Annotated in this window: 8 protein-coding genes and 4 pseudogenes; 10 read left to right on the forward strand and 2 right to left on the reverse strand. The window is 53.7% G+C overall.

What is annotated here, in order from left to right:
* Positions 1-82: 82 nt before the first annotated feature.
* A complete protein-coding gene (locus FJD38_RS20870) occupies positions 83-1642 on the reverse strand; it encodes a L,D-transpeptidase family protein (RefSeq protein ID WP_146387284.1) in 1560 nt (519 codons plus the stop codon).
* 161 nt (positions 1643-1803) lie between these two features.
* Between FJD38_RS20870 and FJD38_RS20875 the strand changes: the two genes are divergently transcribed.
* The 6 genes and pseudogenes from FJD38_RS20875 to FJD38_RS20905 form a co-directional block, all read left to right on the forward strand.
* Positions 1804-2517: a murein L,D-transpeptidase catalytic domain family protein gene (locus tag FJD38_RS20875; protein ID WP_122784332.1), complete on the forward strand. Its 714-nt coding sequence runs from the start codon at positions 1804-1806 to the stop codon at positions 2515-2517.
* 319 nt (positions 2518-2836) lie between these two features.
* Entirely contained in the window at positions 2837-3604 is a 768-nt protein-coding gene (locus FJD38_RS20880; protein WP_122784331.1) for a FadR/GntR family transcriptional regulator, read from the forward strand.
* 105 nt (positions 3605-3709) lie between these two features.
* Positions 3710-4912: an ABC transporter substrate-binding protein gene (locus tag FJD38_RS20885; protein ID WP_122784330.1), complete on the forward strand. Its 1203-nt coding sequence runs from the start codon at positions 3710-3712 to the stop codon at positions 4910-4912.
* A 67-nt stretch (positions 4913-4979) separates the two neighbouring features.
* A pseudogene (locus FJD38_RS20890) lies at positions 4980-5267 on the forward strand (ABC transporter permease subunit); the annotation flags it as partial.
* Positions 5268-5896: 629 nt separating this feature from the next.
* A pseudogene (istA, locus tag FJD38_RS20900) lies at positions 5897-6592 on the forward strand (IS21 family transposase); the annotation flags it as partial.
* A pseudogene (locus tag FJD38_RS20905) lies at positions 6588-6734 on the forward strand (ATP-binding protein); the annotation flags it as partial. The pseudogenes istA and FJD38_RS20905, both read left to right, overlap by 5 nt.
* Positions 6735-6905: 171 nt before the next feature.
* Here the strand turns inward: FJD38_RS20905 and FJD38_RS24860 are convergent.
* Positions 6906-7169 (reverse strand): annotated as a pseudogene (locus tag FJD38_RS24860) (DNA cytosine methyltransferase); the annotation flags it as partial.
* A gap of 73 nt (positions 7170-7242) precedes the next feature.
* On the opposite strand from FJD38_RS24860, the gene FJD38_RS20915 reads away from it, so the two are divergent.
* The 4 genes from FJD38_RS20915 to FJD38_RS20930 are packed head-to-tail and all read left to right on the forward strand — an operon-like array spanning position 7243 to position 12764.
* A complete protein-coding gene (locus tag FJD38_RS20915; protein ID WP_223817826.1) occupies positions 7243-8409 on the forward strand; it encodes a tyrosine-type recombinase/integrase in 1167 nt (388 codons plus the stop codon).
* A complete protein-coding gene (locus FJD38_RS20920; protein ID WP_003253494.1) occupies positions 8402-10009 on the forward strand; it encodes a site-specific integrase in 1608 nt (535 codons plus the stop codon). The genes FJD38_RS20915 and FJD38_RS20920 overlap by 8 nt, the downstream gene beginning before the upstream one ends.
* The gene (locus FJD38_RS20925; RefSeq protein WP_003253492.1) at positions 10006-12408 is read left to right on the forward strand and encodes a hypothetical protein; all 2403 of its coding nucleotides are present in this window, start codon (positions 10006-10008) and stop codon (positions 12406-12408) included. The genes FJD38_RS20920 and FJD38_RS20925 overlap by 4 nt, the downstream gene beginning before the upstream one ends.
* On the forward strand, positions 12405-12764 hold the full coding sequence (locus tag FJD38_RS20930; protein ID WP_003253491.1) for a hypothetical protein: 360 nt from the start codon (positions 12405-12407) through the stop codon (positions 12762-12764). Before FJD38_RS20925 ends, FJD38_RS20930 begins: the two co-directional genes overlap by 4 nt.
* Positions 12765-12767 lie beyond the last annotated feature (3 nt).

Genomic DNA, 12767 nt, shown 5'->3' on the forward strand with positions numbered 1-12767 from the left:
TCGTAAATATGACTTTACGACGGCTTCGCCGCCGATCGCAGCCTGCGGCAGCGGCAGCGGCTACAAGGATGATCAACCGGGTTTAGCCCTGTTTGGCCAGCGCCGCGATCAACGCAGGGTCGAAATTGTAGATATCCGGGGAGTACACCACTTTTCCATCTTTATCAGCATGCGCTGTCCAATAGGTCATCAGGATCGGCATGGGGTTGGACAACCTGAACTCGCTGGTGCGCCCCGTGCTGAGCAACTCCTCGGTGCGCACTTTCTCGGACGGGGTCACCAGCCAGTCACGCAGTTCAAACACTGATTCAACGCGTACACAGCCCGAGCTGAATGCCCTGGGGCCTTTGCTGAACAGCGCCTGGCTGGGCGTGTCATGCAGGTATACCGAGAACGGATTGGGAAAGCGGATGGCAATACGTCCTAACGGGTTGCGCGGCCCGGCCCCTTGACGCAGGAGTATGTTGCCGGGGCGATCCCAATCAACACTGCCGGGGGAAATCGGCCGCCCACTGCTGTCGATCACTTGCAAGTCATGACGACTCAGGAAAGAGGGATCACGGCGAATTTGCGGCAGTTTGTCTTTCTTGAAGATGGTCGGCGGAATGGTCCAGGTCGGGTTCAGAGTCAGCCGGTTGACGGTGGATTTCAAAAGCGGCGTCTGCCGGTCGGGGCGCCCGACCTGGGTGCGGGTCTGCCACACCGGTTGACCATCCTTGTACACCGCCAGTTGTGCCGCCGCGACATTGACCAGCAGGCTGGTGGGTTCGAAGTCGTGGGCCATCCAGCGCAGACGCTCCAGATTGATGCGCAATTGGTCGCGCCGTGTGGCCGGGCTGACGTTCAGTTCCTTTATCGTGCCCGGCCCGATCACGCCGTCGGCCTGCAACGAGTGATCCAGCTGGAAGCTTTTAACCGCCGAGACCACTTCATTGCTGTAGGTGTTGTTGACGGATGCCTGACGGCTCAGATACCCCTCGTCGGCCAGTCGCCGGGCCAGTGCTGGCACACGGGTGTCTTGCATCCCGGGGCGCAGCAAGGGGCCATCGGGGATTGGTTGCCACTGCGTCAAGGGTTGCTGACGCATGCGGGCGTAGACTTTACGTAAATTCTGGTACTGCTCGAAGGCTGGCCTGGCCTGTGCGAACGCCGCACTCACGTCCTGCACGCCGGGTACGGCGAGGGCTAAAAGTTCGGCCTGACGGTCAGGTTCTACAACAGAATCGGAATGCCAGACCGGCTCGTAGCGACTTTGGGCCAGCCGCCCAAAGTGCAAGTCATGCAACGCTTTGAGGTATTGCCGGCTGGTGTCGATATCGGCACACAGGTCTTGATCCGCTGGTAGCGGATAATGAGCCGGGTTCAGCCCATCGTCGGCCAATTGCGCCAACGCCGCCTTCAAGGTGGCTACCCGAGCAGGGTCCGTCCACACCATCTGATCATTCTGGGCCTGATAGAAAGCCTGCAATAGCGCCTGTTGTTGCGCGTCCACGCCAGTGGCCAGCGCAGGGCAAGACTGCGGCAATTGGAGCAATGCCATCTGCACGGGGTTAGCCGGCTGAACAGCCATGTCGTCAGCCGACGCGACCAATGGCGCTACGAGCAAGGCAATGCTCAAGTAAACTGCGTGTTTTTTGATCAACTGCTTTACTCCAATCCATGGCCGTTGCGTTGAAATTCACCGTATCACCGTCACGGCTGACCCCGAAGGCTAGCAGCTATATCGTGTCTGTCTGTCTTAAACATAGCAGCCATCGGGTGACGGAGTTTCTGTAACCTTTAAACAGTGGAATATCGTTACCTATGCCGATTACTTTGCGACGACTCTTTCTGGTCGCCGCGACGCTGGGAGCTCTGTGCAACCCTGCGTTCGCCGCCAATATTTCTAAACAAGGGCTCTACAACAGCCTTGCCCAAGCCGCCCCGGAACTCAACCCCCTCGTACTGCAAAGCGCCCTGAGTGCCATGCAATGCGCTGTCAACAACGGCGCCAGCCCAGCCGAAAACCTGGCCGTGATTGATTATTCACAACCGTCTACGGCCCGCCGCCTGTGGATCTTCGACCTGCACAAAAAGACCCTGGTGCTGCGTGACCTGGTGGCCCACGGGCAAAAGTCCGGTGAAAACTTCGCCACTCAATTTTCCAATAACGAGGGCAGCCACCAATCCAGCCTGGGTTTGTTTCGTACTCAAGAAAGCTATCAGGGTGCCAACGGCTACTCATTGCGCATGGACGGACTGGAACCGGGTTTCAACGACAGCGCCCGTGACCGTGCCATCGTGATCCATCCGGCCAGTTACGTGAATCCTCTGTGGAGCCAGACCCAAGGCCGCATCGGTCGCAGTCAGGGCTGCCCTGCCGTACGCCCGCAGATTGCCCGTACCGTGGTAGACAAACTCAAGGACGGGCAGTTCATGTTTGCCTGGTATCCGGATCAAAAGTGGCTGCAATCTTCGGCTTACCTCAACTGCAAACCGCGGTTGGTGGCCAGTATTGTCTCGTCAAAAAAGGGCTGACAGTAACGCCACACCTCGTAGCAGCTGACGAGCTCTGCGAGGCTGCGTTCGGCGGCGAAGCCGTCGTAAACCCGTCAACACAATGCATCAGACACGTCGCTAGGCGGGAGCGAGGTTTCAACCCACACCTCCTTTGTAGAACTTGCGACGATTGCATCGTCGAACGCAGCCTCGCAGAGCTCGTCAGCTGCTACAAAAATTGTTATCCATTACCGACTTCTTTGAGCTGAAAGCGACACGCTGCCCGGTCTTTCATTGACTGATCGGGCCAAGCGCTATTTATTACTATTAATCCGCATTAATACGATAAATAGAACATATGCTAAGTCGCCCGCTTCGCCGCAAACGCCAGAAGCTCTCCGATGTGATTGTCGAATCGGTCAAACGCTCGATTGTGACCGACGCCCTCAAGCCCGGCGATCGCCTGCCCACTGAGCGAGAACTGATGGAGAGCTTTCAGTGCTCCAAAGGGTCGGCCCGCGAAGCCCTCAAGGCACTGGAAGTTGAAGGGCTGGTCAGCACCCGCACCGGCCCCAGCGGCGGCGCCTATTTGAATCAGGCCGGCACCGAACCCGCGAGCCGCGCCTTGCGCAACTATCTGCACTTTCAGCATCTGGATGGCGAGCAGGTCTATCAACTGCGAAAAGTCATCGAGGTCGAACTGGCCGTGTCCGTTATTGGCCGACTCAGTGCCCAGGACTTCGCGGCCCTGCAAACCAATGTCGATTTTTGCAGCACCCCCGAAGACAGCGAGGCGGGCCAGCGCGAACAACGTCTGGCGGAACTTGAGTTTCACACCCTGCTGGCCCGCGCCTGCCCCAACCCGTTACTGAGTTTTATGGCGCAATTCCTCAACGATTTGCTGCGCGATCTGGTGGTTCTGAAAAAAGCCTATAAACCCAAGCGCAAGCAATTCGACGCGGCCAACCTCGACTATCACAAGCAACTATTGATTGCCTTGCGTGCTGAAGACGAACCGCGCGTGCGCACGTTGATGCACGAGCACATGTGCGATGCCGAACACCATATGACGGCACTTGAAGGTCAAGTCAGCCCACACTTTCTGCTGGAGTTCGATCACAGCTAAAGCCATACCTGTTAGCCAACACCTATAAAAAAGGCCTGCCCACAGGCCCTGTTCTGCGGTTTGCCATTGCTACTCCTGCCAATAATTAAATCAGGGAGTCATTCCATGCAGCGTCGTACGTTGTTGAAAGCGGGTCTGGCGGCTGCCGGTGCTCTTGGCCTCGCGCCGGGCATCCGTCAGGCCTTCGCCAGCGAACCCTTTACCTTTTATGGCCTCAAGTCGATGTCCGGGCCTTTCGCCAGTTATGGCAAGTTTGCCGACATGGGCTCGCGTCTGGCTGTTGAGCAATACCCGCAACTGCTCGGCAGACCGCTCCATTACAAGGTCATCGACACGGAAGGCAATGCCGGCAAGGCGGTGCGCAAAGTGCAGGAAGCCATCGCGCAGGACGGGGCACGATTCTTTCAGGGCTGCACGCTGTCCTCATCGGCGCTGGCCGTGGCCAAGGAAGTGAACAAGGCTGGCGGGGTGTTCATGACACCCGTGGGGGCCGATGAAGTCACCGGCAAGGATTGCAACAGCGCGACCTTTCGCTGGTCGGTGCCGACCTACGGTGCCATTCGAGAAACCCTGGTGCCCCTGATCAAAACCCTGCCCGATGCCAAACGCTGGTACACCATCACCCCGCAGTACGTGTTCGGCGAAGCGCTGTTGGACGGCACCCGCCAAGTGCTTGAAGAGCACGGTCTGGAACACATCGGCAACAGCTATCACTCGCTTCAGGAGCAGGAGTTTTCCGGTTACCTGACCAATGCCATCGTCGCCAAACCCGATGTGCTGGTACTGCTCAACTTTGGCAGCCAATCGAACAATGCGCTGCGTCAGGCGGTGAATTTCGGCATCAAGGAGCGGATGAAAGTGCTGCTGGTCTGGTCTGCCGGGCTGGATCAATTTCAAGAGCTGGGCAGCGACATTCTCGAAGGCGTGTACCTCGGGGCGCAGTACTGGCATCAGGTCGATACCCCGCTCAACCGCGAACTGGTCAAAGCCACTCAGGCCAAATACGGCATTAACCCTACCTACCCGCTGGCGGCTGATTACATCAGCACCAAGGTGATGCTCGACACCATCGCGGCGACCGGCAGCTTCGACGGGCCGACCGTCGCCAAAGCCATGCAAGGCCTGAACTACCAAGGCCCAACGGGAGCGGAGTCAATCCGCGCCGGTGACCATCAGGTGATCAAGGATTACTACCTGCTGGTGGGCAAACCCGCCGATCAGATGAAGGACGCGGACGATCTGGCCTCGGTGATCAGCTCCGGGCGCTCGTTTGCGCCAGTCGAAAGCACGGGTTGCGTGCTGGGCTAAATCACGGTTTTCAAGCACCTTTCAACGGGCAGTCGATGACGCATGTTCGTCTGCCGAGGGTAACTGCATGCTCGAACTTTACCTGTTTCAGATTCTCAACGGCCTGGGCCTGGGGATGATCTACTTCTTGATCGCAGTGGGACTGACGATCATTTTTGGCCTGCTCAACTTCGTTAACTTTGCCCACGGGGCGTTTTTTCTGCTGGGCGCCTATATCTGCTACACGGTGGTCAGCCTGACCGGCAACTTCTGGCTGTCACTGCTGTTCGCGCCCTTGCTGGTGGCGGCTCTGGCATGGCTGATCGAGCGCCTGCTGATCCAGCGCATATATCACTTGCCGCACATAAGCGATATCACCTTACATTCCCGACATTGACACTGCTTAACCGCCTGAAAATGCTATGCATGACGGCTATTTTGGTAATTGGCCATTGACCGTCAAACTCAACTCCTATGATTGACACAAACTGATGCGCATCAAGAGCAGGTTTGACAGGTGTACCAACGCAAGCCAGCTCAAATTGAGAGAACGGTTTGACACATCGCACCGCCTCCTAATCATGCTGACCACTCACCCCTAGCCGTTAGGCCAATCAAACCGAAGTGACAGCTGGTAGCAACAAACCCAAGCAGACGGTCGCGTCTGACAGCTATCGCCCTCGACGCAGTTCGATCATGTCCAGTGTTTCAAGAGTCTGAACTACGTCTTCAACTTTTTCGGTGTCGAAGTCGTCCCGATTCGCTTCCTCATGGGTTCCCTTATTCAGGTATGTCCATACGAGGTTTTCTTCTGGAATTCCCACAATCTTTCCATAAGCGGCGATCAGCGGCGCTTTGCTTGCGTGACTGAAAGCGGCAGCGTCCTTTAATGTTGCCGCTGACCGAAAACTGACCCAGTAGAGGCTGTTCTGCCGACTGAAAACTGACCCAGGTGTTCAACTGCTTCTGCTCAATTTTTGAGCAGGAGAACACAGGGTGATCAGTATGGAAATGATGGGCAAAATCCGCCGGATGTATTTCCGCGACAAGCTGTCGCTGCATGAGATAGCCAAGCGCACCGGGTTGGCGCGCAACACGATTCGCAAGTGGGTCAGAGCACCTGAGGCCAAGCCGCCGGTCTACCAACGCCGCGCGATCTTCAACAAACTCAGCCCTTTTCACGCCACGCTGGAGCAGGCGCTAAAAGCCGATTCGCTGCGGCCCAAGCAACAGCGGCGCAGTGCCAAGGCGCTGTTGGCGCAAATCAAAGCCGAAGGTTATGACGGTGGCTACAGCCAGCTCACCGCGTTTATCCGTGCCTGGCGAGGGGGACAGGGCAAGGCGTCGCAGGCCTTTGTGCCGCTGACCTTTGCTCTTGGCGAGGCGTTTCAGTTTGACTGGAGCGAGGAAGGCTTGCTGGTCGGCGGCATTTACCGGCGTATGCAGGTGGCACATCTGAAGCTGTGTGCCAGCCGTGCGTTCTGGCTTGTGGCGTATCCGAGCCAGGGCCATGAGATGTTATTTGACGCCCATACACGCTCGTTCGGCTCCTTGGGCGGCGTGCCGCGCCGGGGCATCTACGACAACATGAAGACGGCCGTCGACAAGGTCAATAAGGGCAAAGGCCGGACGGTGAATGCGCGCTTTGCGGTGATGTGCGCGCATTACCTGTTCGATCCGGACTTCTGCAACGTCGCCGCTGACCCACCACTGCCACATCGTCGAAACCGGTAACGAGTCCTATCGCCTGCAACACAGTAGCTTGGCGGCCCAGGCCAAGATCAAATCACGGGAGCGAAAGCGTAAGGGCGGCCAAGAACCGGAGGACGATGAGCCGTTCTGATTTCATGGCGACGACGGCCTGCTACATGGCTGCGTGTGGCAGGTCTTAAACAACTGAACTGGGCTAGCGAAGGAGTGGGGGCAACAGCAGCTGCGCTGGTAGACTTATCCACAGTTGCTGGTAACAAAATCAGCAATCCGCCCTGGGTCAAATTTCAATCGGCAGGGTGGGTCAATTTTCCATCAGCGCCAACACCTCGACGTCTATCGATCTGACCAGTAAGCGTCCAACAGCCGCAGCCAGTGCCTCGAACGCAGTAAAGATCACGGACTGCCCCAATATTTCATGAGCGACTGTCTCAGAAACCCCTGCGACCACTTCCTCCGGTATCGTTTTAACCCTTGCGTGCTCGCGAGCCGTGAGCAACCGGCTGAGGCCGGGTTTCGTGGGATGAAGAATGAATGGTTCCGTGCTTCGCCCCTTGGCATACCCCCTTTTATGGTATATGTTCGGAAACGTTGCAGATCTGGAGCTACCGATGCCAGACGTCCCTTTCTGCGAGATCCGAATGATTCGTACTGCCTCCAGCGGCCTCAGGCCATACCTGCTGGTGCAGGGGGTTCCAGTGATCCTAGCAAACCTCTGGGCGGAGGATTTGCTCCACAGATCGCGTCTCAATACCGTCGAAAATTACCTACGTGACATCGCTATCGCGTACGAGTGGGCTCTCAGCCGAGGTTCTCCACTGGAAGCGAAGCTTGAGCGCCTAGCGGTGTTCAGCTCAGCGGAACTGACATCGCTGGCCGAACGCCTCTGCTCCACCAAACGCGGTGCGGGTGCGAGCCAATCGACATGCACCCGACGACTCGAAGCTGTCAAATCATTCATAGATTTCTCCTTCGAGCACTACGTTGAGCTCAATCGACTAGGTCTACTTGAGCAAAGCCAAGCGGAAAAAAACAAAGCCAAGAATCTGCGAAATCTTCAAAAAAAAATCACCAAGATTGCATATCAATCAGAACCGCCGCTACCAGCAACGCCACTTGACTCCGGCGGACAAGCCTTATTCAAAGGGGTGCTCAGTCCTGATGACTTTAGGAACCCATTCCAAAGTAAACAGATACAGGCACGCAATTACTGTCTGTTCTTAGTAATGCTTGAAACACTTGCCAGGCGTGGCGAAGTGGTTCTCATAGAACTCGACGACGTTGACCTTGGTCCCTCACCTACAATACGCATCAAGCGCCCAAGCGATATCAACAGGGAGCGGAGACTGGACGGGGCTAGTCTCAAGACGCGCGGTCGGATAGTCCCCATAACCGCATCGGTAGCCGCGGTTCTGAACGAATACATTTCCGATCATCGCCCTAAACTGATCAAACCAAAAAGACCTTGTACAGCCCTATTCGTGAGTTCCCGTGACGGGAGACGGCTATCTGCGCGAACCGTAAACACCATTCTTCGTACCGTTGCAGCCAGCCTCGGCTTGCCAAACTTTTCAACACGAATTCATCCGCACGGCTTGAGGGCGACAGGGGCAAATATAGCTCGCAAAAAGTTTGAAAAAAGTGGCGCCAACAGCATTAATGTAAAAGATGCTCTGGCGTATCTGGGCGGATGGAGCCCCAGCAGCGAAAGTGTTCAGCGCTACTCTCGACAGGCCATATCTGATCGGCTCGGCGAAATAATCAGAAGCTCAGACAGCTCAAATTTTCGAGGCAATGAAGATGATTAAAATTTCGCCTGCCGAACTCGTAGCCGAGATTGAATGTCGCTTCGGCATCGAGGCCGATGCCTTTCCTTCCACAGTCAAATCCACCTTCGGTCAGGCTATAACAATTCACAACAATGATGCGTGGGTTGAGAGAATAACGGTAGAGATTGTCGGGTGTGCTCCGATGAATATTGCGTGGAGCAAGCCCCTACATTCTAACTTGTTAGTTGAGTGGCTACTCAGAGGGTGGTTCATCGACAGACTCCAAACCCACATCGACCTTAGGCCTCTGATTGTCGTCCAGCGGCTTCTGGCCCAGCATAAATTTTCGGGAAATGACGCGGATACTATTGGCAATAGGTTATCGACATTTGCTGTACGTGAATGCACTCGATTAAAAGCATCAAGCTGGTATGAGGAGCTAGTTGCTCTTCGAGTATTTTATCGATGGTGCTTGGATGAAGAAGTCCCAGGCTTCAACGAACATGACAGCCTTGAACTATCACAGCTTACAGTAAAGGCGCATGATAACAGGCATTTAGTCACGATGCGAGATGATGACTTTGGCCCTTTCACTCGCGTACAACTCGCGAACATTGAGATGAAGCTTGCCAACAATCCGCTCATCACTCATGCCCAACGCACGCTTTTTTTGCTCTGTCGCGACTGGGCTCTTCGCCCTATACAGTTGGCCCTAATGCAGGTTACTGACTTCGGGATCGATGAGGGCGGCCCCTTTGTAAAGGTGCCGAGTGTTAAAGGAATTAGACGTTCAAGGCTCAGGAGGCATCCGAGCAACCTGGTAAAACGTTACATCGCTAACGATACTGCAGAGGCAGTAGAACTTCAGTGCACTTTAGCTGAGACCCAATGCAATGCCGCATCGAAGGAAATCAACGCGATATGTGCCAGGCATGGAATAAGCACTCCAGTACTTCCTACGCCGTTGTTTCCCTCGGCGTACACAACCGAAAACCGCCTTTTACGCTTCCTCACCAACCCCAAGCTGACACCATTCACATTACATCTCGACAACCATAGAATAAGTTATGCGCTAACATCTCTCACTTGGATACTCCAGTTACCAGACCCTCATCGACCCATACAAAAAACAGAGCCCTTCATGCGGATCACCGCGTACCGACTGCGCAGGACCAAGGCTACTTCAATGGTTCTTTCCGGTGCATCCCCTGAAGAGGTCGCTGAAGCTTTAGATCATTCAAATCTGAACTCTATAAAGCACTACTTCCATTACAACCTTGAGCTGCAAGAGTTCATAAATACGACCCACATGGCAAGCCCGGAGATCAATGCAGCCGTGCAGATGTGGTGCGGCAAATTCATGGAAGAAATCCCTGACAGATCCGCGCTAAGGCCAATAAGTGGCTTAGGATCATGCAATTCTGAAGAGCCATGTCCTTACCACCCGACGGTCACTTGCTATGCATGCCCTAAATTCAGACCTAGCCGTCATGCTAATCATGAAGGGGCTTTAGCAGACATCACTAAATTCCAGCAGATGCTCGGGAGCAATTCCACTGGCGCTATGGCCCAACAGGTCGAAGCAGCAATTCACGGCGCTAAGTCAGTAATCATTGCTGTGAAGGAGTTGAAAGAATGAGCATATCAATGATGGTCTTAGACGACCGATACAAACATGCAGAGCAACAATTTAATGACCTCAAGGCCAACGGATTAGTAGCAGGAGATTTCGAGGGCAAGGTATGGCAGTATCGATCGAGTAATATTCCCTTCACATCACTCGATCCTCTCAACAGGCGAAATCAAGACCAACCCCCTCTCCCGCTAGTGATTGGCAAGCTTGCGCGCTGCTTTATAGTTAAAGAAATTCTGGCACATCCGTCAGCAGAGCTGATTATCGGCAGAATGGCCTCGATTAGGCATCTATCCGCAGTAATGGATAGCGAAAACATTGAGTGGAGCGACATAACGCGCAAAGTCTTCGACCGCACCGTAGACTCGATCAGGCATGGACGTTCAGACTCTACCATTTACCATAGAGCAAATGCCCTCAAGGCATTTGTTGATTTCCTCAACCAACTTAGCGTAATGGTCGATGGAGTACTGCTGCGATTCGTCGATAGGTTTATCAAATGGCAAACTGGGATACCCAACCCGACTCATAGTGCGCTTGAACTCACATCACGAGAGTTTCAGCAAAGAGAAGAAAATCTATACTCTTCTGACTTGCACAAAGGGATTGCACAAGCCAGGTGGTTGATCAAGCAGAACCCACATTTGGAGCCAACTGCGGGCTTCGATAGAATTCGACTTGAGGCGACCTGCTTTGGAATGGCGCTCGGTTTGAGAGTTGGTGAGATCGCGAATCTTCCAAAGAGTTGCCTTTTCCAAGATCCCAACACTCACACGACGTTCGTACGAGTGCCTGTAGAAAAAAACTGCATCCCCAACGCCGTACCCGTCGCAGACCTATGGAGCGCACCACTCACCGAAGCGTACGAGTACTTGCTGGCTGTCACTCAGGATGCTAGAGAGCGTGCTCTTGACATTGAAACCAATGGTTTCTCATTTATAGATAAAGCACTCGCAGCCTATCGCGCTAACCATCCGTTAGATCCCGGCGCGGTGGATCAACTCTCATCGTTGGATCTGCCCGTAGAACATCACTACTTTGTTGAGGAGATATGTAAGTGCTTCCCCGTATCTCCAAAAGAGCTCTACAGTGGTGGGCGATTTTACAGCAGCAGCGTTGAACTCCCTAGAATAACGGCCGCTCGAATCGCAATTTGGATAGATGAACGAATGCATAATTGGGATTGGTCTAATTTTCTCAATGAGTACAAAAAGAACTGTTATAGCGTATCCGTCATTGACATTGCAAAACACACAAAATCCTCCGAGGCGTCAGTAAAAAAGAGCAAATGGTTTGTAGATCACCTGCGCACCTTTCTCAAGGGAATGGTTCACGACGGGCTTTTCAAGCCTGGAAACAATCCTTCACATGCGCAACTCTTCGACATCCGGAATGAGTGGGCAAGCATCAGAGAACTTATGTTATCTCAAAGAGGATTCGGGGCGGGAGTACCATCCCTGGTCATAGATATCAGACTGCTCAAGCGCCTTTTAGAAGATAAATACAGATTTCACCTGCGACGCCATTTTGAAGAACAATTTTCAATGCCTGGTGATGGAAGTGAAGCACCTTATCATGCGAAGCACACTGCCAAAGGTTATCCTAGCAAGCTGAGTGACAACTTACTTGTAATCTGGGAAAACCAGTTTGACTCGATATCTGAGCTAGGGATCATCCCCCGCCCCCTATTTAGAGCCGATCTCTACAACTATCTCTCTTCGAACTCCTCAAAAAAAACAATCTTTCAGCGCCTTGACCTACGAGGGCAAGACGGTGAAATCTTTTCCATCACTCCTCATCAAATCCGTCGTTGGGTTACCACGGCAATTCTTCGTTCTGGTCCCTCTGAAACAGCTGTGGACCTATGGATGGGGCGAACCCCACGCCAAAGCCGTCAATATGACTACCGTACTGCCAAAGAGCGAGCAGAATATGTGAGATCTTTATACTTGGCCGTTGACCCTCCCCCAGACTTTTTGGGCAGGCTAGTAATCCGATGGCGGGAGGAGTCAATCGCTGACGAACAAATCGAAGAGATGATCATCGAGAAACTCAGCATTCTCAACCTAACGCCTTGGGGCGGGTGTACACGTGAGCTCTATATCAGTCCGTGCGACAGGGGCCTCATGTGTATCAGAGGCTTCGGTACAGATTCTGGATGTAAATCCTTTCACCTGAACCCTGATGATCTGGAAGCAAAGGCCGCTATCGAGAGCTTACTCAGCGAGTACGAGAAAATTTTGAGGGCAATTTTTGACAACCAAACTGACATCACGTCTAGTATTGAGGCTGAGCTCGATAATACTCACGCTTTCGATCAGCACGTTCTGTTTGTGATGGATATGGTTACGAGCTGCAAAACGGCCTTAGAAGCTTACTCAAAACCTAAGAAGGCTTCATCATGAAGCAGGAAAAAAAATGGAAGGACCACGTGCGGTCCATTCTCGCCGAATATGAGGCCGGACGGGTTCAGGAACCGCTCACCCAAAGTGGCCTTGCCCAGCAGGCGGGTGTTAGTCGTCAAACGCTCTGGAGAGATGAGGAAATACGATCTTTATATACGGCCACTCAGACCCATCTTAAAGACTTCAAAAAGGTCGGGCGTAAAAATAGTGATGCGAGAATTTATGCTCTCGAAGCACAGCTACAAAAAGCACGCATGGAGAACAATCGATTAATTCAGACAATCGTCAAAGCCGCTCAGCTAATGACCGAGGATGCAATTGACCCAAGACGATACTTCGAAGATACCACGAGCTGACTC

Source organism: Pseudomonas saxonica (assembly GCF_007858365.1).
GTDB classification, from domain to species: Bacteria; Pseudomonadota; Gammaproteobacteria; order Pseudomonadales; family Pseudomonadaceae; genus Aquipseudomonas; species Aquipseudomonas saxonica.